The following is a 20654-nucleotide window of genomic DNA, read 5'->3' as shown; positions in this document are numbered from 1 at the left end:
GGTGCGGGTGTGGACGGGGTGTGGACGGGGGCGGAGGCCGGTGCGGCACGGTGTGCTGCCGAACCGCTCCGCAGGGTGTTCACCGAGCGTGATATCCCCATGTCCATGCCCGTCGTCGGGCTGATACCGTCCCGGCCAACGGCCGACGTCTTCTCCCGTCCGCCAAGTACGTTTCATCGCTGAGAGGTTGGAGCATGACGGACGACTCCGCAGCCGCCCGGGCCGCCGCCGAGGAGGAGTCGGCCTTCTCCCACCCGCCCGTCGACCCCGACGCCACCGCGGCCTACGGCGACCACCCGGACCAGCTGATCGACTTCTACGCGCCGCGCGGCGCGGGCGGACCCGCGCCGGTCGTCGTCGTCCTGCACGGCGGCGCCTGGCGCGCCCCCCACGACCGCCGCCACATCAGCCCGTTCGCCGCGTTCCTGGCCGGGCGGGGCTTCGCCGTGGCCGTCGTCGAATACCGGCGCGGTGCGGAGCCGGAGGCCGGCGGGGACCCGGTCGCGGGCCGGTGGCCCGACACCCTCGACGACGTCGCCGCCGCGCTGGACGCCCTGCCCGAGCTGGTCCGGCAGCACCTGCCGGCGGCCGACCCGCGCCGCACGGTGCTCACCGGCCACTCGGCCGGCGGCCAGCTGGCACTGTGGGCCGCCGCCCGGCACGTCCTGCCCGCCGACGCGCCGTGGCGCACCGACGGCCCCGCCCCGCTGCGCGGGGTCGTCGCGCTCGCCCCGATCGCCGACTTCGCGGTCGCCGACAAGCTGGACCTGTGCGGCGGCGCGACCCGCCAGTTCCTGGGCGGAGACGATCACTTCGCCGAACGCCGGCCCTACGCCGACCCGGCGCTGTTGCTTCCCACCGGTATCGCCACCACCCTCGTCCAGGGCCGCACGGACATCGACGTCCCGCAGGTGGTCGCCGAGTCCTACGCGGAAGCGGCGGCGAAGGCCGGCGAGGTGGTGGGCCTGACGCTGCTGGAGGACGCCGGTCACTTCCCGCTGATCGACCCGGCGGCGGACGCCTGCGCGGTGGTGGCGGAGGAGATCGCCCAACTCGCCTGGTGAACCGGGGCGCCGGGGCACCGGGTCCCCGGTCGTACCCGTCGTACCCGTCGGCCCCGTCATACCCGTGATACCTGAGAGCTACCTCCCGGGTGAGTCCCCCGGCGGGACGCGGGTTACCCGCGCCGATCCGTAACTTCCTTCCCTGACAAGCCCGATGACCCGGGCGAACAGGGGGGAAGACCATCATGGGGTTCCGGTGGCGCCGTACCGCACTCGCCGTTCTCATCGCCTCGGCCGTGACCCTGCCCGTGGCCGGTGCGGCCCGCCCCCAGGTCCCCGCCCCGGCCCCCGCCGGGCTGGCCCCGCCGACCGCGGCCACCCTCGACGCCGCCTACGCCGCCCACCGTGCCGACGCCGAGGCGGCGGCGCGGATGGCCGCCGACCACGGCGACCGGCGGCGCGCGGCGGCCGACCGCGCCCTGGCAGGCCCCGACCGGCAGCTGCTCGCCTTCGACGGCCGCGGCTCCGGGCTGGTGACCGAGGTCCTCGGCGACCTCGCGCACGCCGACCGGGTCGCCGTCCTGGTCCCGGGCTCCGACACCGACATCGACACCTACGGCCGGTTCCGTGCCGCCGCCGAGGCCCTGCACACGCGGCTCACCCGGGACGCCCCGGCGGGCACCCGGACGGCGGTCGTCGCCTGGCTCGGCTACGAGACGCCCGGCACGGTCGACGCCGCCGTCGCCACCACCGACCGGGCCGACCGGGCCGCCCCCGAACTGCGCTCTCTCGTCCACGACGTGCGTGCCGTCTCCGGCCCGCGCGCCCACATCTCCCTGATCTGCCACTCCTACGGCTCGGTCGTGTGCGCCGGTGCCGCCGCCGACCTGGACGTCGGCGACATCGCCCTCGTCGGCAGTCCGGGAACCGGCGTCGACACCGCCGCCGCGCTGCACACCCGGGCCCGGATCTGGGCGGCTCGGGGCGCCGACGACTGGGTGGCGAACGTCCCGCACCTCAGCGCCGATCTGTTCGGCACCACCGTCGGCTTCGGCACCGACCCCGTGGCACCGGAGTTCGGTGCCCGGGTCTTCGCGGCCGGCGACGGCGGCCACAGCGACTACTTCGCCCCCGGTTCCCCCTCCCTGGCCAACCTGACCCGGATCGTCCTCGGCCGGACCACGGCGGTGACCCATGACTGACCTGAGCCCGAACGCCGTACGCGACGCCCTGCGGCAGGCCGCCGACCGCGTCGACGCCGCCACCCCCGCCCACCGCGACCGCGCCGTGGACGCCCTGCGCGCCCTCGCCGTCCTCGGTGTCGTCCTCGGCCACTGGCTGGTCACCGCCCTCGTCGCGGACGGCGGCACCCTGCGCACGGCCAGCCCCCTCCAGCACCTGCCGTGGCTGGCCCCCGTTTCCTGGCTGTTCCAGACGCTCGCCGTGTTCTTCCTGGTCGGCGGCCATGTCGCGACCCGCGGGTACGCCTCCGCCCGTGCCCGGGGCGTCCCGTACCACCGCTGGCTGCGGGACCGGCTGACCCGGCTGTTCAAGCCGGTCGCCGCCGTCCTCAGCCTGTGGACGGTTGTCGCGGTCGCGCTCCTGCTCTCCGGAACCGAGTACGCGACCGTCCGCACGCTGGTGAAACTCGCCCTGTCCCCGCTCTGGTTCCTGCTGGTCTTCGCCGCCCTCACCGCCGCGACCCCGCTGCTGGCCCGGCTCCACCCGCTGTGGCCGCTCGCCGTCGTCCTGCACGTGGACGTGGTGCGTTTCGGTCTCGACGGCCCCGCCTGGCTCGGCTGGATCAACCTCGCGGCCGGCTGGCTGGTCCCCTACACCCTGGGCGCCGCCTGGACCCGGGGCGAGCTGGAACGCCGCCGTTCCGGCCTGCTCCTGCTCGCCGGCGGTACGGCGGCCACGGCCGCGCTCGTCGTCTGGGCCGGCTACCCGGCCTCGATGGTCGGCGTCCCGGGCGCCGCCGTCTCCAACCTCAACCCGCCGACCCTGGCCGCCGTCACCTTCGGCCTCGCCCAGTGCGGACTGGCGCTGCTGCTGCGGGAGCGGTTGCGGGACGCGATGCGGCGGCCGGTCGCGTGGACGGCGGTGGCACTGGTCAACCTCTCCGCGATGACGATCTTCCTCTGGCACCAGACGGCCCTCATGGCGACCACCGCCACCGGTCTGCTCGCCGGCCGTCTGCCCGGCCTGCACACCCGCCCCGACGACCTCGGCTGGATCGCCGCCCGGCTGGCCTGGCTGCCGGTGCTCGTCTGCGCCCTCGCTGTGTGCCGGGCCGCGTTCCGGACCTGGGAGCAGCAGGGCGGGCGGAGGCGCGGAGGGCCCCGGACGCCTGGCCGGGCACGAACCCAAGTGCTGTGCACACAGCAGCAGTTGACGGACCGGGGCGCGGTGGAGGGAGTACGGCATGTCTAGGCTGGCGCGGATGACGGAATCGGGGGTCGCGGGGGTGTTCGGGCGGATGGTGGCGGGCCGGGTGGTGCGTTGGCTGCGTGTGCTGCGCGATGACCTGTGCACCGCGCGGGCGGACCCGCTGCCGCCGTTCACATGGCTGCGCTGGCTGCCGCACGGGGTGTTGTGCCTGGCCGGATTCGGGATTTTCGGGGGTGGCTTCGCCCAGCTCCGGGACCACGGGTACGTGGAGATCGGCTTCGCGACCGCGGTCGCGGTCGGACAGGGCGGCGCCGTGATCGTCGGGCTGTGGCGGCCGATCACCGCTTGGTGGATGTCGTTGGGGTCCACGGTGCTGGGGGCGGTCGCGGTCCATCACCTGCTCTACGGCCCGGCGGCCGGCTTCCAGTGGCCCTGGACCGCTGCCGGCATCGTCGCCCATCTGCTGGTCCTGCTGCTGCTCACGCTGCGCGTGCGGACCCGCGTCTCGGTCGAGGCCCTGGTGCTCACTCTGCTGGTCACCTATGTCTTCCAGGCACTCTGGGGCGGCCCGGACTACTCGTCCACCGGCGTGCTCGCCGCCTCCCTGTCCACCGTCGTGGTCGTGCTCGGCATCGCCCTGCGCGGCCGTCGCGAGGCCCGCGCCGAACTCGTGGAGCAGACCACGCTCACCGCCGAGGAACGCTCCCGGCGCACCCTGCTGGAGGAACGCAGCCGGATCGCCCGCGAGTTGCACGACGTGGTGGCCCACCACATGTCGGTCATCTCCATCCAGGCCCAGGTCGCCCCGCACCTGGTGGAGAACCCGTCCGAGGAGCTGAAGGAGAACCTGGCCGGCATCCGGCAGAACGCCGTCGACGCGCTGACCGAGCTGCGCCGCGTCCTGGGCGTCCTGCGCTCCGAACACCCCGTCGGCACCGGCGACCACGAGGGCGTGCCCGGCCCGCGCCCGGACGGCCCCGCCGCCGCGCCCCACGCGCCCCACGCCCCGCAGCCCACCCTGGACCGGCTGGGGGCGCTGGTGGAGAACACCCGCGCCGCCGGACTCACCGTCACCACCGAGATCACCGGAGAGCGGCGCCCGCTGCCGCCCGGCGTGGAACTGTCGGCGTACCGGATCGTGCAGGAGGCGCTGAGCAACGTCCTGCGGCACGCACCCGGCGCCACCGCCCAGGTCCGCCTCGCCTACGACCGGGACGGGCTGCGGATCGAGGTCCTCAACAGCCGCCCCACCCGCGAGGCACCGCTGTCCTCGGGCGCCGGGCACGGACTGCTCGGGATGCGGGAACGGGCCGCGATGCTCGGCGGTACCCTCACCGCCGGCCCCCGGACCGGCCACGGCTACAAGGTCGAGGCCCACCTCCCGGTCTCCGCCCCGCACGCTTCCGACACCCCTCCACAGGACGGCCCCGCATGATCCGCGTACTCGTCGCCGACGACCAGCAGATGGTCCGGCAGGGTTTCACCGTGCTGCTGAACACCCAGCCCGACATCGAGGTGGTCGGCCAGGCGGTGGACGGGCTGGACGCGGTCGCCCAGGTCGCCGAACTCGCCCCGGACGTCGTCCTGATGGACATCCGCATGCCCGAACTCGGCGGCATCGAGGCCACCCGCCGCATCACCACGGCCACACCGCACATCCGAGTGCTGGTGCTGACCACCTTCGACCTCGACGAGTACGTGTACGAGGCACTGCGGGCCGGTGCCTCCGGCTTCCTCCTCAAGGACGCCTCCTCCGACCAACTCGCCGAGGCGGTACGGGTGGTGGCATCCGGAGACGCCCTGCTCGCGCCCGGCATCACCCGCCGCCTGATAGCCGAGTTCTCCCGGATGGACGCCAGACCCCGCCCTCCGCTCAGGGACCGCGTGGGCGACCTCACCGAACGCGAGACGGAGGTGCTGTCGCTGATCGCGCAGGGCCTGTCGAACGCGGAGATCGCCCTGCGGCTGGTGGTCGCCGAGCAGACCGTGAAGACGCACGTCGGCCGCATCCTGGTGAAACTGGGCCTGCGCGACCGCACCCAGGCGGCGGTCTTCGCGTACGAGTCGGGGCTGGTCCGGCCCTCCGGGTACTGACCCTTCCGAGGGAGGGCCGGCAGGCCGTTCGCGCGGCCCACGTAGTACCTGAGACGGACGCCCGGGAACCCGTCTCAGCGGGGACGACCGCGGTCACCCGGTCGGCCTACCGTGTGAGCGTGACCGAGACGACTCATCAGCAGCCCCTGGCCGCCCCGCGCGGGGATGGGCACGGGACCCGCAGCCCCGAGTACCGGCTGGCCCGGAACTCCCTGCGGGGAATGCGCCAGGACCTGTTCCACGACCCCTTCGCCTACCGCCCGCTGCCACCCCGGCGCACGGACGGCCCGTTCGTCCGCCGACTGCCCGCCCGGCTACGGTCGGCCGCGGCGAACCTCCCGCATGCGGCCGTGGGGGCGGCCGCGCTGCTCGCCCTGTCCACCGGCGCGCTGTCGAGCGGCCTGCCCGGCGGGAACGTGCCGGCCCTGCTGATCGGCCTGCTGTGCGCGCTTCCGGTGCTCGCCACGCTGGTCCGGCCGGTCGGCGCGTTCTGGCTGTCGCTGGCGGTGACCCCGGTGGTCGCACTCCTCAGCGGCAGCGGAGTCGAATGGCCGTGGATGCCCGGCACGTTCATCTGCCATCTGGCGGTGCTGGTCGTCGTGGCGCTGCGCACCCGGCCCCGCACCGCCGCCTGGATGTGGGTCCTCACCGCCGGGTACGCCTTCCTCTCGGACATCGTTTTCGGCGGGTCGTACTACTACACGAACAGCGGGCCCATGATGGTGACGTCCGCCTTCGCCCTGCTCGTGGTCTCCTTCCGGCACGTCCGCCACACCGCCCAGCAGGAGGTGACCGCCCAGCAGACGGTCACCGCGCACGAACGCTCCCGGCGCACGCTCCTCGAGGAGCGCACCACCATCGCCCGCGAGCTGCACGACGTGGTCGCGCACCACATGTCGGTCGTCGCCATCCAGGCCGAGGCCGCCCCCTACCGGGTGGAGAACCCACCGCCCGAGCTGGAGCGCGCCTTCGCCACCATCCGCGAGAACGCGGTGGCCGCCCTCACCGAGCTGCGCCGGGTCCTCGGCGTGGTCCGGGCCGAGGACTACGAGGCTCCCGACGCCCCGCAGCCCACCCTCGCCGACCTGGACGCCCTGCTCGCCAACGTGCGGGACACCGGTCTGGACGTGGAGAAGGTGGTGACCGGGGCGGTGCGCGAGCTGCCGCAGGGCGTGGAGCTGTCGGCGTACAGGATCGTGCAGGAGGCGCTGAGCAACACCCTGCGGCACGCGCCGGGCGCGAGCGCCCGGGTCGAGATCGGGTACGTCCTCGGCGGCCTCGGCCTGCGCGTGGTCAACGGCCCGGTCCCCGCCCCGAACCTGGTGAAGCCCTCGCCCGGGGCGGGACACGGCGTCACCGGCATGCGTGAGCGGGTCACCATGCTGAACGGCGAGATGACGGCCGGCCCGACCGACGACGGCGGCTACGAGGTCACGGTGTTCCTGCCGGTCGCCTCGGTGAACGAGAACGAAGGTGACGCATGACCATTCGCGTCCTGATCGCGGACGACCAGATGATGGTGCGCGAGGGCTTCTCGGTGCTGCTGAACGCGATGCCGGGCATCGAGGTCGTCGGTGAGGCCGTCAACGGCCGGGAGGCGGTGGACCGGGTCCGCGAACTCGCCCCCGACGTCGTCCTGATGGACATCCGCATGCCCGAGCTGAACGGCATCGAGGCGACCCGCGAGATCGTCGCCGCCGACGGCGCCGCGAAGGTGCTGGTGCTGACCACCTTCGACCTCGACGAGTACGTCTACCAGGCGCTGCGCGCGGGCGCCTCCGGCTTCCTTCTCAAGGACGCCTCGGCCCGCCAACTCGCCGATGGGGTGAGGATCGTCGCGTCCGGAGAGGCGCTGCTCGCCCCCACGGTGACCAAACGCCTGATCACCGAGTTCTCCAAGCTGTCCGAGGCTCCGCGCCTGATGCCGTCCGCGCACGCGGCCTACGGCGACCTGACCGAGCGCGAGACGGAGGTGCTGTCGCTGATCGCGCAGGGCTTGTCGAACGCGGAGATCGCCGGACGGCTGGTGGTCGCCGAGTCGACGATCAAAACCCATGTGAGCCGCATCCTGGTGAAGTTGGGCCTCCGCGACCGCACCCAGGCAGCCGTCTTCGCCTACGAGGCCCGACTGGTGACACCGGGCTGACCGGAGAGCTCACACCACACGTACTTGCCCCGGTTGCCGAATCGGGAGAGCGGATGCCAGCCCCACAGGTCGGAGCAGGCCCTGACGAGGGCAAGCCCCCGGCCGTCCTCCTCGGTGTCGCCACCGTCCGACCCGGCGGGAGGGAGCGGCGGTTCGGGGTCCGCGTCCCACGCCCCGATCCGCAGCACGCCGGCCGCCCACCGCACCCGCAGCGCGGCGGGCCCCTTGGCGTGCCGCACGGCGTTGGTGACCAACTCGGTCGCCAGCAGTTCGGCGACGTCGACCAGACGGATCAGGCCGTGCATCGTGAGGATGAGACGGAGGGTGCGGCGGCTGATGGTGACGGCGCGCGGGTCGTTCGGGATGTACAGGGAGTACTCCCAGGGCTCGTCCTCGGGCATGCGGCAACTCCGTTCGGTGAGGTGAGGGGCGTCGCAGCCACCGGGCGGTGTCATTGCCGCAACCGTCATGACAGGACGAAGCGGTGCACTTCCGGTACCCCGGTGTTCCGTAGCGTGTGCGTCGCGTCACTGACGGTATGGCACTAATTGGTGCCAGTGCAACTGGTTGGCGTAGCCTTACACCCGAATGTGGGTCCAGTACAGGGATGTTGAGCGGGAGGGCGCGTGCCGCCGAGGAGTAATCCCACTGCGCGACAGGTGCGCCTGGGAACAGAACTGCGCAGGCTGCGCGAGGCTGCCGGTCTGAAGGCCCGGGAGGTGGCAGCACTTCTGAACTCGACCTCGGGTCAAATGAGTCACATAGAGCTCGGCATCGCAGCTGTCAGCGCGGAGCGCATTCGCCGCATGGCCGCCCATTACGCCTGCATGGACGACCAGTTGATCGACGCGCTCGTGGTCATGGCGACCGACCGTACGCGCGGTTGGTGGGAGGAGTGCCGGGGGATTCTGCCGCCGGCATTCCTGGACACGGCCGAAGCCGAGCACCACGCGACATACCTGCGCGAAGTGGTGATCATGCACGTGCCCGGTCTGTTGCAGACCGCGGACTACGCGCGTGCCGTCTTCAGCTACATGCGCCCCGAACTCTCCGAGAGCGAGGTGGCTGCGCGCGTGGAGCACCGGATGAACCGACGCGTGATCATCGAGCGTGACAGCCCGACGCCGTATGAAACGGTCATCCATGAATTCGCCCTGCGCGTTCATGTGGTCGATCGCCAGGCGTCACGTGCTCAACTGCGCTTCATCCTGGATGAGATCGAGAAGGGGCATGCCACGGTGCGTGTCATCCCCGTCGACTTCGAAGGCTTCGCGGGAGCTGGAGCTTCGATGATGTACCTCGGTGGTCCGGTGCCCCAACTGGACACTGGGCTGCGCGATTCGCCCACGGGCGTCGTCTTCTGCGATGCACAGGCCCAACTGAAATGGCTCCGTGCGTTGTTCCATAAGGTGGAGAGCGCGGCGCTGGAGCCTGTGGCGTCGCGAGACGTCATCCACCGGCTGGCGAAGGAACTGTGAGGCGCACGATGACCGAGGCCCTGAACTGGCGGAAGTCCACCTATTCAAGCGGCGGTGACGGCGATACCTGCGTCGAGATAGCGGAAGCGCACCCCCGCATAGCCATACGCGACTCCAAGGCCCCCGCCCGCGCCACTCTCTCCTTCCCCGCCCGCTCCTTCGGCGCCTTCGTAGAGTCGGTCAAGAGGTCGCGCGGATAGGCGGGTGAGCTGGGGCAGGCCGACCGCGGCGTGGGTGTGGCGGCCTGTGAGTCAGACCCGCTCCAGAGGCCGGTGCGGTCCGCTGGGGAGTTCTGCTTCGATCACGTCGCCCGGGCGCACCACGCCGCCCTCCTTCACGATGCTCATGATTCCGGCCTTGCGTACGAGGTTCCCGGCTTCGTCGCGGCCGACGACCTGCTTCAGCAGCCCGTCCTGGAAGGCGTCGATCTGCAGGCAGGGATTGCGCAGGCCGGTCACCTCCAGCACCGCGTCGTCGCCGATGCGCAGCAGCGTGCCGACCGGCAGGCCGAGCAGATTGACGCCCCGGGTGGTGATGTTCTCGCCGAGGTCACCGGGCGCCACCTCGAATCCCTCCGCACCGACCTCGGCGAAGAGCTCCTCATGGATGAGGTGGACCTGGCGCAGGTTCGGCTGGGTGGGGTCCTGCGCGACCCGCGAGCGGTGCTTGACCGTGACGCCGGCGTGTACGTCCCCCTCGACCCCGAGCCCGGCGAGCAGCGTGATGCTGTCCCGGTTCGGCTTGGTGAACGAGTACTCACCGTTGCTGCTGACTGCCGTGACTGTCCCGTTCATCAGCGGACCCCCAGTGACAATGCCGATCCACGACCCTAACTCCTGGGCCACACAAGCACATCAGCCCGGAATCATCCGCGGGAGGCACGTTGAGGGAGTTGGCCCACGTCGCTCCGGAGGCCCGGGACCGGCTCGTCGTCCGGTTCGGATCCGAGGTGCTCGGTTGGTGCGACGAGTTGCCCGACCTCGTCAGTGAACTCGCCGCTCGCTGGGGTCTGGAGCTGGTCGCGGCGGGTGGCGGAGGCACCTCGCGGGTGTTCCGCTGCGTGAGGCGAGGCACGGGTGCCCCGGTGTGGCTGAAGCTCACACCGGAGTCCGCGCCGGCCCGCGAGGAGGCCGAAGCGCTGCGGGCCTGGGCGGGGACGCCGTCGGTCGTCACGTTGCTGGCAGAAGACGTGGCCGCCGGGGCCCTGCTGCTGGAGCACGTGGAGCCGGGAGTGCCCGTGCGGCAGCAGGGCTGGAATCCGCCCGAGGTCGCGGCCCTGCTGCGAGACCTGAGGGTCCCGCCTCCCCTGCCGGGGGAGCATTCGGTACTGCGGCCTCTCTCGCACCGGATCCGCTTTCTGTTCGACCTGGCCGACCGCAGGTCGGCGGTGAACGCCGGGAACGGCCTGGACGCCCCCGCGGTGCTGGGGCGGGCCCGGGCGAGGGCCCTGGAACTCGCCGAAAGCGGACCGGTGGCACTCGTGCACGGTGATCTCCACTCGGCCAACGTGCTGTCCGGTCCGGGTGCCCGCACGGTGGCGATCGACCCGAGGCCGGCGTGGGGCGACCCGGACTTCGACGCCGTGGACTGGGCGCTCGACGGGGTCGAGGATGCATCCGTGCTGGAGCGGAGGGTCGAGAGGCTGGCGGCGCTGGTTCCCGGTATGTCTCCTGAGCGCGTGCTGGGTTGGTGCGGGGCACTGGCCGCCCTCCTTGCGGTCCCCAGAGTGTGTGCGGGACGGGACGACGCGGAAACCCGGTTCCTCACGACCCTGGCCGGCAGCTGATCCGCCCGCCGATTGAGGCAGTCTCCGTACCGCAGTGCAGTCAGGAGAAGCTGCTTCCGGTCGGGCGGCTCTGGGCACGGGGCAGGTCGGCGGCCTATGGTCCGGGCATGATGGCTGAATCCGACCTCGTGTTCGCTCCCTGGGACCCGGCGTTCGTCGCTGATCCGTATGCCGGCTATGCCGAGCTGCGGGAACGGGGGCGGGTGCACTGGTTCGAGCCGACGAACCAGTGGCTGGTGCCGCACCACGCGGACGTCTCGGCGCTGCTGCGCGACCGGCGGCTGGGGCGGACGTACCAGCACCGCTTCACCCACGAGGAGTTCGGCCGGACGGCCCCGCCGCCCGAGCAGGAGCCGTTCCACACCCTCAACGACCACGGCATGCTCGACCTGGAGCCGCCGGACCACACCCGGATCCGGCGCCTGGTGTCGAAGGCGTTCACCCCGCGCACGGTGGAGCGGCTCAAGCCGTACGTCGAGGGGCTGGCGGCGGACCTGGTGGCCGCGCTGGTCGACGCCGACGGCGGTGACCTGCTGACGGACGTCGCCGAACCGCTGCCGGTCGCGGTGATCGCCGAGATGCTGGGCATCCCGGAGTCCGACCGGGCCCCGCTGCGCCCCTGGTCGGCCGACATCTGCGGGATGTACGAGCTGAACCCGTCGGGGGAGTCGGCGGAGAAGGCCGTCAGGGCGTCGGTCGAGTTCTCGGACTATCTGCGGGAGCTGATCGCCGAGCGTCGTGCGAAGCCCGGCGACGACCTGATCTCGGGGCTGATCGCCGCCCACGACGAGGACGACGACCGGCTCACCGAGCAGGAGATGATCTCCACCTGCGTGCTGCTGCTGAACGCGGGCCACGAGGCGACGGTGAACTCCACGGTCAACGGCTGGTGGGCGCTGTTCCGGCACCCCGACCAGCTGGCCGCCCTCCGCGCGGACCACTCCCTGGTCCCCACGGCGGTGGAGGAACTGATGCGCTACGACACCCCGCTCCAGCTCTTCGAACGCTGGGTCCTGGACGACATCGAGATCGACGGCACGGTGATCCCCCGGGGTGCGGAGATCGCCATGCTCTTCGGCTCCGCCAACCACGACCCGGCCGTGTTCGCCGACCCCGCCCGCCTGGACCTCACCCGCGCGGACAACCCGCACATCTCCTTCAGCGCCGGCATCCACTACTGCATCGGCGCACCCCTGGCCCGTATCGAACTCGCCGCGTCCATGACGGCGTTGCTGGAGCAGGCCCCGACGCTGCGCCTGGCGGAGGAACCGAAGCGCACACCGAACTTCGTGATCCGGGGCCTGGAGGGGCTGACGGTCGAGGTCTGAGCCCGCCACTCCGAACCGCGTCACCCCTGAGGGCGAGGCACCGGGCCCGTTCCGCTTCCGCGAAGGGGAGATCCGTGGTCCCGGGGCCGCGGAGCCGGAGACGGGGTCCTTGCCGAAAACCGTGAGCACTCGGCGGGCATGTGTCACTTGAGCCCTCACCTGAGCGCGATCGGGACAGTTGTGGCCGAAGCGCTCACGGTTTTGGGGTGGTGTGTCCCCCCTCCGGGGCATGGGTGAGTGTCGCAAGGAGGACACATTGAGGCCGCCGTCCCTTCGGACGGTCGCGGAACACCGCCCGCACGAGCAGCCGACCGCCCCCGACCCGCGACGGTCCTGCCCTGCCCGGCGAGGGTGCTTCTCGGCCGGGCAGGACAGGGGGCTGCGGCGAGGCTATTTCGTCTCCAGGTCCCGGCGGCGGAAGCCCGTCAGGCCCAGCCACACCAGGCCGGTGGCGGTGAGGGAGAGCAGGAGGAGGGGGAGCCAGTTCATGTCCGCGGCGGGGAGCCGGGGGACGTGGCCGAAGGGGGAGAGGTTGTTCATCCAGCCCGGGAACCGGAGGATCTGGCCGAGGTAGCCGACCACGAAGGCGTACACCGGCACGATCCAGGCCGCCTGGCTCGCCCGGGGGAACCAGCCGAAGAGCACCACGGCCACGCCGACCGTGACCCACAGGGCGGGCGCGTAGGCGAGGGCCGCCCCCACCAGCTTCGGGAGCAGCGAGCCGTCCCCGGTCGAGGCCGCGCCCGCGATGCCGAAGCCGAGCCCGGCCAGCAGCAGCACGACCGTGCCGCCGCCCATGGCCACGGCCAGGTGGCCGCCGACCCAGCGGGTGCGGGAGAGGCCGGTGGCGAGGAGGGGTTCGGCGCGGCCCGCCGTCTCCTCGGAGCGGGGCCGCAGCGCCGCCATGACGACGTACACCGCCGCCACGACCGCGAGGACGACCATGACCATGGAGGCGAAGGACTCGGCGATGCCCGCCCCGCCGAGGCGGGCCAGGGCCTCCTGGATCTCGTCGATGCCCTTCAGCATCTCCTCGGCGTCCCCGAGGATCGATCCGTACATCGCGCCCATCAGGAACAGGCCCGCGCCGAAGCCGATCAGCGTGCCGCGGTGCAGCCGCAGGGCGAGGCCGAGCGGTGTGGCGAGCGCGTCGGAGGCCGTGGGGCTGCCCAGCTTCTCCGGACGCAGGCCCGCTCCCACGTCGCGGCGGGTGGAGAGCACGAAACCCGCCGCCGCGCACACCACCGCGAACACCAGGCAGAGCAGCAGCGGCCACCAGCGGTCGTCGACGTACGGGTAGCTGCGCTGCACCCAGCCGATCGGGGACAGCCAGGACAGGGCGTCGTTCGCGCCGCTGTCGCCGGCGGCGCGCAGCACGTAGGCGAGGCCGATGACCGCGAGCGCCATGCCGGACGCGCCGCGGGTGTGCGCGGTGAACTGGACGGTGACCGCGGCGACGGCGGCGAAGACGAGGCCGACGGCGGCGTGGGCGAAGCCGTAGAGCAGCGAGCCCGCCGTGTCGATGCCCTCCGTCCCCAGGCCGGCCAGGCCGAAGGCCAGCAGCAGGGCGAGGGTGAGGTTGGCCAGGACCGCGACGGACAGGGCGGCGGCGAGGTGGGCGTGGCGGCCCACCACCGTCGAGCGCACCAGCTCGGCGCGGCCGGTCTCCTCCTCGGCACGGGTGTGCCGGGTGATGATCAGCACGCTCATGAGGCCGACCAGGACGGCCATGAAGCCGAGCATCTGGTGGCTCAGCATGGAGCCGAAGCCGTAGTCGTCGAGGTAGTGGCGGGGGCCGGACATGGCGAGGCCGGCCGGGCTGTCCATGCTCCGGACGGCGTTTGCCCGGTCCTCCGGGGAGCTGTAGAGCGTGGTGAAACTGTTCGCCGTGGCGAGCGTGCCGAGGAACAGGGCCAGGATCCACACCGGGAGCCGGATCCGGTCGCGGCGCAGGGCGAAGCGGATCAGCGTCCGGGTCCCGGCCAGCGCGTTGCCGCCCGCGGCCGGTCCGGCGGGGGCCGGCACCTCGGGGGCGGAGGTCGCGGTGGTCATCGCGGGTCTCCGTCCGTGCGCTGCCCGGCCTGCCCGGCCTGCTCGGCCTGCTCGGCCTGTTCGGTGTCCGGCCCGGTCGTGTCCGGTGCACCCGTGTCCGGCCCGTCCGTGCCGTGGCCGTTGGCGGCGAGTTCGCTGCCGTAGTGGCGGAGCATCAGCTCCTCCAGGGTCGGCGGGTGGCTGACGAGACTGCGGATGCCGCACTCGGTGAGCCTGCGGACCGCCGCGCCGACCTGGCCGCCGTCGACGGCGAAACGGACCCGGCCGCCGGCCTCGTCGAGGGTCTGCAGGCCGTGCACGCCGGGCAACTCGGCGAGACCGGTGACGGGACGCTCGGTCTCCGCCTCGATGGTGGTGCGGGTCAGGTGGCGCAGCTCGCCGAGGGTGCCGGACTGGACGGTGCGGCCCAGCCGGATGATGCTCACCCGGTCGGCGAGCTTCTCCACCTGGGCCAGGATGTGGCTGGAGAGCAGGACGGTCCTGCCGGCCGCCTTGGCCTCGCCGATGACGTCCTGGAAGACGACCTCCATGAGCGGGTCCAGTCCCGCGGTCGGCTCGTCGAGCAGCAGCAGCTCGGCGTCGGAGGCGAGCGCGGCGACGATGGCGACCTTCTGCCGGTTGCCCTTGGAGTAGGCGCGGCCCTTCTTGGTCGGGTCCAGGTCGAAGCGCTCGATGAGCTCGGTGCGCCGCTTCCTGTCCAGGCCGCCGCGCAGCCGCGCCAGCAGGTCGATGGCCTCGCCGCCGGTGAGGCCCGGCCACAGCTCGACGTCGCCGGGGACATAGGCGAGGCGGCGGTGCAGCTCCACGGCGTCCGCCCACGGATCACGGCCGAGCACCCGGGCGGCACCCGAGTCGGCACGCAGCAGGCCGAGCAGGACGCGGAGGGTGGTGGACTTGCCGGAGCCGTTCGGGCCCAGGAAGCCGTGGACCTCGCCGGACTCGACGTCCAGGTCGAGACCGTCGAGTGCGCGCGTGCGACCGAACGACTTGTGGAGTCCGGACACGGTGATGGCCTTCGTCATGACGACGAACGTACATTTCCTTCAGAATTTTGTGAAGTTAAGGAACTGTATAAACGGTGGCTAGACTGGCGAACGGCGTCTGAACAGGGGAGATGATCGAGGCATGGCGGAGCCGAGCGCGACGAGGCGGGACCTGGAGGCCGTCTCACGGTTCGTCGAGCACTTCGCGGCGCAGCTGGTGGAGGCCGGACTGCCGCGCATGCCCGCCCGGGTCTTCGCCGCGCTGCTCTCCTCCGACACCGGTGTCATGACCTCCGCCGAACTGGGGGAGCGGCTGCGGATCTCGCCCGCCGCGGTCTCCGGCGCGGTGCGCTATCTGGCGCAGCAGCACATGGTCTCCCGCGAGCGCGAGCCCGGCTCGCGCCGGGAGCGGTACCGGGTGCGCGGCGACCAGTGGTACGAGGCCCTGACCAACCGCGAGGCCGTCATCCGGCGCTGGGAGGACGCGCTGCGCGAGGGCGTCACCAGCCTGGGGCCCGGCACCCCGGCGGGCCGCCGGCTGGCGGAGACCCTGGCCTTCTTCGAGTTCGTGGAGAAGGAGGTCGAGGGGATGATGGCGCGCTGGCGCGTGCAGCGGGAGGAGCGCTTCGGGCGGGGTGGGGCATAGGTGCGGAAGCCGGTCACGGCTCTGTGAGTGATCGGATACTCTGAGTGGTGGCTGGTCCGCATCAAAGGGAGGGCGCATCATGACAGTCATGGCAGAGCGACCGATGATAAGCGGCACTGAGTCCGGCAACTTCGAGGAACTGTTGGACCTCCTCGACGAGCTGCATCTGCGCGACGGCTTCAAGGCCGAGATCATCAGGGGGAACATCGTTGTGTCGCCGTGGTCGAAGGGCTACTACCAGCGCGTGATGCACCTGGTGTGCAAACAACTGGAGCCGCATCTTCCTGCAGGGCATTCCATCAGTTGCGGCCCGTTCCTGTATGTCTTCCCGGGGGACGAGAGTGCGTACGGACCGGATATCCATGCAGCGTCCGACCGTGCCTTCGAGACGACCAGTAACCGTCTGGATGGCGAAGCCCTCTCCTTCGTCGCCGAACTGACCTCCTCCTCCACCCGGGACGACGACCTGACGGACAAGGTCGAGGTCTATGGGCGAGCCGGTATCCCCGTCTACCTGCTCCTCGACATGCAGGAGGAACAGGCCACGGTCTTCTCGATGCCCTCGGCCAAGGGCTACGAGGCTCGCTGCTCCAAGCCGTTCGGCGAGAAGCTGCCGATTCCCCAGCCGTTCGACTGCCTGCTGGACACGACCGATTTCAAGGCCCCCTGAGCCGGTCGGTCAGCTCTTCGGCAGGGTCAGCCCCAGGGCACCCTCCAGCACCACCCACGTCCGGGTCCGCACCGGCCCCGAGACCACCGCGTCCGCGCGGTAGCGGAAGTGGGCGCCCGAGACCGTCACCGCCCGCCCCTCCGCCAGCAGCGGGGACGCCTCCGCACCCACCGACGCCGGACGCACCTCGACCCTGGCCGTCCCGGAGGCGCCCGGGACGACCGACACGGCCTGCACCGGCTGGTGCAGGTCGACCAGGGTCTCTCCGTCGACCTCCACCCGCAGCCGGGAGGGATGCGCCTCGGTGACGGGGGCGATCTCGGACGGCCGGGCCGGCACCAGGGTCCGTACCAGGGACCGGCACGTCTGCAGCCAGGGGCGCCCCACCCCGCCGACCGTCTCCCGTACCGGCGTCACACCTCCGACCGGCGGGATCCGCACCGCGCCGAGCACCACGCCGTCGCTGTCGTCCACCAGCAGGTCCAGTCGCCGCTCGGCGCCGTCCAGCACGGCCCGCGCCGCCGCCACCGTCTCCGTGGGCACCCCCAGCGACCGGGCGAGGGACAGCGTGCCGCCGACCGGCACCAGGGACAGCGCGCAGCCGGTCAGCTCGCGCTGCCGGTGCAGCACCTCCACCGCCCGCATCAGGGCCCGGTCGTCGCCGATCACCACCGGCCGCCGGGAACCCAGCCGGGCCAGCGCGCGGGCGAACTCCTCCGGCCCGTCCGGCAGGCAGACCTTCGTCGGCGCACCCCCGCTGAGCACGTCTTTCGCGATGCGCACGGACTCGCCGTCCCTGCGGCGGGCGACCGGATCGATGACCACCAGGAGCTGATCGGACGTCGGGGAAGTCGCCACCTCGGCCATGCCTCGCTTCCTCGGGTAGCATCTTTGTGCAAGAGCCCCTTTGCACTTTTGCGCAGGGGCTTCGTCTATTCCGGGGCACCCGGTCCGACGGTTGGCGGTCAACGGTGGTCGCGGTGCACGCGACAGAGATCCACCGCGTACGCCCCTGACCCTGGACATGCCCCGCCCGGAAGGGGTGTACGCGCGTGCCCGCACTTGTGCTGCTCGGTGCTCAGTGGGGTGACGAAGGCAAGGGAAAGGCGACGGACCTGCTCGGAGGTTCCGTCGACTACGTGGTGCGTTACCAAGGCGGCAACAACGCCGGCCACACGGTAGTCGTGGGCGATCAGAAGTACGCCCTGCACCTGCTCCCTTCCGGAATCCTGTCCCCCGGCTGCACGCCGGTCATCGGCAACGGCGTCGTTGTCGACCCCTCCGTCCTGCTCTCCGAGCTGAGCGGGCTGAACGAGCGGGGCGTCGACACGTCCAAGCTCCTGCTCAGCGGCAACGCGCACATCATCACGCCGTACAACGTGACCGTCGACAAGGTGACGGAACGCTTCCTCGGCAAGCGCAAGATCGGGACGACCGGCCGCGGCATCGGCCCGACCTACGCCGACAAGATCAACCGCGTCGGCATCCGGGTCCAGGACCTGTACGACGAGTCGATCCTCACCCAGAAGGTCGAGGCGGCCCTCGACGCCAAGAACCAGATGCTCACCAAGCTCTACAACCGGCGCGCGATCGCCGTCGAGCAGGTGGTCGGGGAGCTGCTGGGCTACGCCGACAAGCTGGCGCCCTACGTCACCGACACCGTCCTGGTCCTCAACGAGGCGCTCGACCAGGACAAGGTGGTCCTCTTCGAGGGCGGCCAGGGCACCCTGCTCGACATCGACCACGGCACGTACCCCTTCGTCACCTCGTCCAACCCGACCGCGGGCGGCGCCTGCACGGGCGCCGGCGTGGGCCCGACGAAGATCAGCCGGGTCATCGGCATCCTCAAGGCGTACACCACCCGCGTCGGCGCCGGCCCGTTCCCGACCGAGCTCTTCGACGAGGACGGCGAGGCCCTGCGCCGCATCGGCGGCGAACGGGGCGTCACCACCGGCCGTGACCGCCGCTGCGGCTGGTTCGACGCGGTCATCGCCCGCTACGCGACCCGTGTCAACGGCCTGACCGACTTCTTCCTCACCAAGCTCGACGTCCTCACCGGCTGGGAGCAGATCCCGGTCTGCGTGGCCTACGAGATCGACGGCAGGCGCGTCGAGGAGCTCCCCTACTCCCAGACGGACTTCCACCACGCGAAGCCGGTCTACGAGATGCTCCCCGGCTGGTCCGAGGACATCACCGGGGCGAAGTCCTTCTCCGACCTCCCGAAGAACGCCCAGGCCTACGTCAAGGCGCTGGAGGAGATGTCCGGCGCCCCGATCTCCGCGATCGGCGTGGGCCCGGGCCGCGACGAGACGATCGAGATCAACTCGTTCCTGTAGGACCGGCCCTGCCGTACCCGACGTCCCGGTGACCCGTCCAGGGTCACCGGGACGTCCTTGTCTCCGGGGGTGTTTTCGTTTCCGGGGCGTCCGGGGCGTCCGGGGCGTCCGGGGCGTCCGGGGCGTCCGGGGCGAGCCCGTGCCCGCCCGGGGTCAGCTGAAGACGATCATCGAGCCCTGGGCCAGGCTTCGGGTCGCGGCCGCGTGCAGGCCGAGCCAGACGTGGCGTTCGCGGGCGAAGGGGCTGGGGTCGTACGGGGGCGGGACGGCGGGCTCCTCCAGCTCGGTCGGTCCCTGCGGGGGATCCGGCGTGGCCGGCGGGTTCGCGGGGTCGATGCCGAGGGCCGGGGCGACGAGCTCCAGTTCCCGCAGCAGCGCGTGGGAGGAGCCCAGCGGGCCGCCGCCGGCGAGCAGCTCGTCGCTGGAGAGCGGGGTCGGGAAGTCCACGGGGACGTACGCCCCGGCGTGGTCGTAGTGCCAGACCAGGTGCGACTGCTGGGCCGTCGCCTCGAACATCTCCAGCAACTGCTCGTAGTCACCGCCCAGTTCGCCCACCGGCGTGACCGGCAGCCCGGACACCTGGAGCAGATAGGTGCGCCGCAGGAAGTGCAGCGCGTCGTAGTCGAAACCCGCGACCGGGGCGACCTCGCCGGACAGTCCCGGCATGTACTGGAACACCGGCACCGGCGGCAGTCCGGCCTCGGCGAGCACCTTGTTGTACTGCGCGATCTCCTCGGCGAACGGATTGTCGGGCGTGTGGCACAACACGTCGACGAGCGGTACCAGCCACAGGTCACAGGCCAAGAGAGCTCCTCGCACAGCACGTAGGTCGAAGACACACAGGTCGTCAGAGAAGGGTATCGGCGGGGGGGCGGGGGCGGCTCCCCCCGTGCAGGCCCCCACCCATACGAACACGGACGCCGCGGGCGCCGCGCCCCGGCCCCGCTCGGTTCGCTCAGTCCGGGGGGAGCCGTTCGACGAGGCTCAGGGAGTGGGCGTTGTACGAGTCGATGATCGCGCGCGCGGAAACGGTGTCGCGGCGCGACAGGGAATCGACCAGATCGGTGTGCTCGGACCACAGCCGTCCCCGTAGATCGGGCAGCCGACGCAGATGCTGCACCGCGCACACCCAGGTCTGCACCCGGAGCCGGTGCAGGAAGGCGGTGAGGTAGGAGTTGCCGAACAGGGCCCCGAGCTCGCGCCAGAAACGCAGGTCGTAGCCGATCAGAACGGTGAGGTCCCCGGCGAGGGCCGACCGCTGCGCCTCCTCGCCGCGCCGCCGGACCCCGGCGAGCGCGGCGGCGACCCGGGGCTCCTCGGGCCGCAGGGAGGCCAGGCGTCCGTCGGGGGAGGTCAGGGCGTGGAACATCCCGTCGATCACCAGGCCGCGGGCCTCGATCATGTCGCGGAAGTCGTCGACGGAGTACTCCTGCACCCGGAACCCCCGGTGCTGGTCGGCGTCGAGCAGTCCCTGCGCCGACAGATCGACCAGCGCCTCCCGCACCGGGGTCGCGGACACCCCGTACTGGTCGGCGATCTCCTTGACGGTGAACTCCTGCCCCGGCTGGAGCCGCCCGGCCAGCACCTCGTCACGGAGCGCGTCGGCGATCTGCTGCCGCAGCGTGCTGCGGGTCACCGCACCGTTGCCGCTGGTGCCGGGCATGGTCGGGCGTCTCCCTCATCGCGTTCGAATGACGTGCACACATCTGTGCACGGTTCCGCCACCTTACGCGTTCACTT

21 protein-coding genes are annotated in these 20654 nt (G+C 71.8%); 14 read left to right on the top strand and 7 right to left on the bottom strand.

Annotation, left to right across the window (positions count from 1 at the left end):
- The first annotated feature begins 194 nt into the window (after positions 1-194).
- The 7 genes from ACTWJ9_RS15315 to ACTWJ9_RS15285 all read left to right on the top strand — a co-directional run bounded on the left by ACTWJ9_RS15315 (position 195) and on the right by ACTWJ9_RS15285 (position 7635).
- The gene (locus tag ACTWJ9_RS15315; RefSeq protein ID WP_443294314.1) at positions 195-1064 is read left to right on the top strand and encodes an alpha/beta hydrolase; all 870 of its coding nucleotides are present in this window, start codon (positions 195-197) and stop codon (positions 1062-1064) included.
- A 185-nt stretch (positions 1065-1249) separates the two neighbouring features.
- Entirely contained in the window at positions 1250-2206 is a 957-nt protein-coding gene (locus ACTWJ9_RS15310; protein ID WP_387036055.1) for an alpha/beta hydrolase, read from the top strand.
- Entirely contained in the window at positions 2199-3437 is a 1239-nt protein-coding gene (locus ACTWJ9_RS15305) for an acyltransferase family protein (RefSeq protein WP_443294313.1), read from the top strand. Before ACTWJ9_RS15310 ends, ACTWJ9_RS15305 begins: the two co-directional genes overlap by 8 nt.
- 10 nt (positions 3438-3447) lie before the next feature.
- A complete protein-coding gene (locus ACTWJ9_RS15300; protein ID WP_443294312.1) occupies positions 3448-4830 on the top strand; it encodes a sensor histidine kinase in 1383 nt (460 codons plus the stop codon).
- The gene (locus ACTWJ9_RS15295; RefSeq protein ID WP_279334777.1) at positions 4827-5489 is read left to right on the top strand and encodes a response regulator transcription factor; all 663 of its coding nucleotides are present in this window, start codon (positions 4827-4829) and stop codon (positions 5487-5489) included. Before ACTWJ9_RS15300 ends, ACTWJ9_RS15295 begins: the two co-directional genes overlap by 4 nt.
- A gap of 119 nt (positions 5490-5608) precedes the next feature.
- Positions 5609-6973: a sensor histidine kinase gene (locus ACTWJ9_RS15290; protein WP_443294311.1), complete on the top strand. Its 1365-nt coding sequence runs from the start codon at positions 5609-5611 to the stop codon at positions 6971-6973.
- Positions 6970-7635 (top strand): response regulator, encoded by a 666-nt coding sequence (locus ACTWJ9_RS15285; protein ID WP_443294310.1) that lies wholly within the window; start codon positions 6970-6972, stop codon positions 7633-7635. The genes ACTWJ9_RS15290 and ACTWJ9_RS15285 overlap by 4 nt, the downstream gene beginning before the upstream one ends.
- Here ACTWJ9_RS15285 and ACTWJ9_RS15280 read toward each other — a convergent pair.
- Positions 7605-8036: an ATP-binding protein gene (locus tag ACTWJ9_RS15280; protein WP_443294309.1), complete on the bottom strand. Its 432-nt coding sequence runs from the start codon at positions 8034-8036 to the stop codon at positions 7605-7607. The genes ACTWJ9_RS15285 and ACTWJ9_RS15280 overlap by 31 nt on opposite strands.
- Positions 8037-8261: 225 nt before the next feature.
- Here ACTWJ9_RS15280 and ACTWJ9_RS15275 point away from each other — a divergent pair, with 225 nt between their 5' ends.
- Entirely contained in the window at positions 8262-9113 is an 852-nt protein-coding gene (locus tag ACTWJ9_RS15275; protein ID WP_279334773.1) for a helix-turn-helix domain-containing protein, read from the top strand.
- A gap of 8 nt (positions 9114-9121) precedes the next feature.
- A complete protein-coding gene (locus ACTWJ9_RS15270) occupies positions 9122-9313 on the top strand; it encodes a DUF397 domain-containing protein (protein WP_279334772.1) in 192 nt (63 codons plus the stop codon).
- 51 nt (positions 9314-9364) lie between these two features.
- Here the strand turns inward: ACTWJ9_RS15270 and ACTWJ9_RS15265 are convergent, their stop codons facing one another.
- The gene (locus tag ACTWJ9_RS15265; protein ID WP_443294308.1) at positions 9365-9907 is read right to left on the bottom strand and encodes an MOSC domain-containing protein; all 543 of its coding nucleotides are present in this window, start codon (positions 9905-9907) and stop codon (positions 9365-9367) included.
- A gap of 98 nt (positions 9908-10005) precedes the next feature.
- On the opposite strand from ACTWJ9_RS15265, the gene ACTWJ9_RS15260 reads away from it, so the two are divergent.
- Both ACTWJ9_RS15260 and ACTWJ9_RS15255 read left to right on the top strand, forming a co-directional pair.
- Positions 10006-10899 (top strand): aminoglycoside phosphotransferase family protein, encoded by an 894-nt coding sequence (locus ACTWJ9_RS15260; protein ID WP_443294307.1) that lies wholly within the window; start codon positions 10006-10008, stop codon positions 10897-10899.
- Positions 10900-11006: 107 nt separating this feature from the next.
- On the top strand, positions 11007-12227 hold the full coding sequence (locus ACTWJ9_RS15255) for a cytochrome P450 (RefSeq protein WP_443294306.1): 1221 nt from the start codon (positions 11007-11009) through the stop codon (positions 12225-12227).
- A 390-nt stretch (positions 12228-12617) separates the two neighbouring features.
- On the opposite strand, the gene ACTWJ9_RS15250 is transcribed toward ACTWJ9_RS15255, so the two are convergent.
- The gene (locus ACTWJ9_RS15250; RefSeq protein WP_443294305.1) at positions 12618-14279 is read right to left on the bottom strand and encodes an ABC transporter permease; all 1662 of its coding nucleotides are present in this window, start codon (positions 14277-14279) and stop codon (positions 12618-12620) included.
- Positions 14276-15301 carry an ATP-binding cassette domain-containing protein gene (locus tag ACTWJ9_RS15245; protein WP_443294304.1) on the bottom strand — a complete coding sequence of 342 codons (1026 nt, stop codon included), beginning with the start codon at positions 15299-15301 and terminating at the stop codon, positions 14276-14278. Before ACTWJ9_RS15245 ends, ACTWJ9_RS15250 begins: the two co-directional genes overlap by 4 nt.
- Before the next feature lie 103 nt (positions 15302-15404).
- On the opposite strand from ACTWJ9_RS15245, the gene ACTWJ9_RS15240 reads away from it, so the two are divergent.
- Both ACTWJ9_RS15240 and ACTWJ9_RS15235 read left to right on the top strand, forming a co-directional pair.
- A complete protein-coding gene (locus ACTWJ9_RS15240; RefSeq protein WP_388703923.1) occupies positions 15405-15908 on the top strand; it encodes a GbsR/MarR family transcriptional regulator in 504 nt (167 codons plus the stop codon).
- A 79-nt stretch (positions 15909-15987) separates the two neighbouring features.
- The gene (locus ACTWJ9_RS15235) at positions 15988-16578 is read left to right on the top strand and encodes a Uma2 family endonuclease (RefSeq protein ID WP_279334765.1); all 591 of its coding nucleotides are present in this window, start codon (positions 15988-15990) and stop codon (positions 16576-16578) included.
- A gap of 9 nt (positions 16579-16587) precedes the next feature.
- Here the strand turns inward: ACTWJ9_RS15235 and ACTWJ9_RS15230 are convergent, their stop codons facing one another.
- Positions 16588-17445, bottom strand: coding sequence for a diacylglycerol kinase family protein (locus tag ACTWJ9_RS15230; protein ID WP_443294303.1), 858 nt, complete (start codon positions 17443-17445; stop codon positions 16588-16590).
- A gap of 185 nt (positions 17446-17630) precedes the next feature.
- On the opposite strand from ACTWJ9_RS15230, the gene ACTWJ9_RS15225 reads away from it, so the two are divergent.
- Positions 17631-18914 (top strand): adenylosuccinate synthase, encoded by a 1284-nt coding sequence (locus tag ACTWJ9_RS15225; protein ID WP_279334763.1) that lies wholly within the window; start codon positions 17631-17633, stop codon positions 18912-18914.
- Positions 18915-19067: 153 nt separating this feature from the next.
- Here the strand turns inward: ACTWJ9_RS15225 and ACTWJ9_RS15220 are convergent, their stop codons facing one another.
- Together ACTWJ9_RS15220 and ACTWJ9_RS15215 are read right to left on the bottom strand one after the other, a co-directional pair.
- Positions 19068-19718 carry a hypothetical protein gene (locus ACTWJ9_RS15220; protein ID WP_279334762.1) on the bottom strand — a complete coding sequence of 217 codons (651 nt, stop codon included), beginning with the start codon at positions 19716-19718 and terminating at the stop codon, positions 19068-19070.
- A gap of 151 nt (positions 19719-19869) precedes the next feature.
- Complete coding sequence (locus tag ACTWJ9_RS15215) at positions 19870-20577, bottom strand: GntR family transcriptional regulator (protein WP_388703915.1); 708 nt, start codon at positions 20575-20577, stop codon at positions 19870-19872.
- Positions 20578-20654 lie beyond the last annotated feature (77 nt).

This window comes from Streptomyces sp. GDS52 (assembly GCF_052246875.1).
GTDB lineage: Bacteria > Actinomycetota > Actinomycetes > Streptomycetales > Streptomycetaceae > Streptomyces > Streptomyces cathayae.
The sequence above is the reverse complement of the archived record's forward strand: the minus strand, read 5'-3'. Positions and strand labels throughout refer to the sequence as shown.

Excerpts from the sequence above, each read along its gene's own strand:
- ACTWJ9_RS15315 (WP_443294314.1), top strand. The coding sequence starts at position 195 with ATGACGGACGACTCCGCAGCCGCCCGGGCCGCCGCCGAGGAGGAGTCG.
- ACTWJ9_RS15310 (WP_387036055.1), top strand. The coding sequence starts at position 1,250 with ATGGGGTTCCGGTGGCGCCGTACCGCACTCGCCGTTCTCATCGCCTCG.
- ACTWJ9_RS15305 (WP_443294313.1), top strand. The coding sequence starts at position 2,199 with ATGACTGACCTGAGCCCGAACGCCGTACGCGACGCCCTGCGGCAGGCC.
- ACTWJ9_RS15300 (WP_443294312.1), top strand. The coding sequence starts at position 3,448 with ATGACGGAATCGGGGGTCGCGGGGGTGTTCGGGCGGATGGTGGCGGGC.
- ACTWJ9_RS15295 (WP_279334777.1), top strand. The coding sequence starts at position 4,827 with ATGATCCGCGTACTCGTCGCCGACGACCAGCAGATGGTCCGGCAGGGT.
- ACTWJ9_RS15285 (WP_443294310.1), top strand. The coding sequence starts at position 6,970 with ATGACCATTCGCGTCCTGATCGCGGACGACCAGATGATGGTGCGCGAG.
- ACTWJ9_RS15280 (WP_443294309.1), bottom strand. The coding sequence starts at position 8,036 with ATGCCCGAGGACGAGCCCTGGGAGTACTCCCTGTACATCCCGAACGAC.
- ACTWJ9_RS15270 (WP_279334772.1), top strand. The coding sequence starts at position 9,122 with ATGACCGAGGCCCTGAACTGGCGGAAGTCCACCTATTCAAGCGGCGGT.
- ACTWJ9_RS15265 (WP_443294308.1), bottom strand. The coding sequence starts at position 9,907 with ATGAACGGGACAGTCACGGCAGTCAGCAGCAACGGTGAGTACTCGTTC.
- ACTWJ9_RS15255 (WP_443294306.1), top strand. The coding sequence starts at position 11,007 with ATGATGGCTGAATCCGACCTCGTGTTCGCTCCCTGGGACCCGGCGTTC.
- ACTWJ9_RS15250 (WP_443294305.1), bottom strand. The coding sequence starts at position 14,279 with ATGACCACCGCGACCTCCGCCCCCGAGGTGCCGGCCCCCGCCGGACCG.
- ACTWJ9_RS15245 (WP_443294304.1), bottom strand. The coding sequence starts at position 15,301 with ATGACGAAGGCCATCACCGTGTCCGGACTCCACAAGTCGTTCGGTCGC.
- ACTWJ9_RS15240 (WP_388703923.1), top strand. The coding sequence starts at position 15,405 with ATGGCGGAGCCGAGCGCGACGAGGCGGGACCTGGAGGCCGTCTCACGG.
- ACTWJ9_RS15235 (WP_279334765.1), top strand. The coding sequence starts at position 15,988 with ATGACAGTCATGGCAGAGCGACCGATGATAAGCGGCACTGAGTCCGGC.
- ACTWJ9_RS15230 (WP_443294303.1), bottom strand. The coding sequence starts at position 17,445 with ATGGCCGAGGTGGCGACTTCCCCGACGTCCGATCAGCTCCTGGTGGTC.
- ACTWJ9_RS15215 (WP_388703915.1), bottom strand. The coding sequence starts at position 20,577 with ATGCCCGGCACCAGCGGCAACGGTGCGGTGACCCGCAGCACGCTGCGG.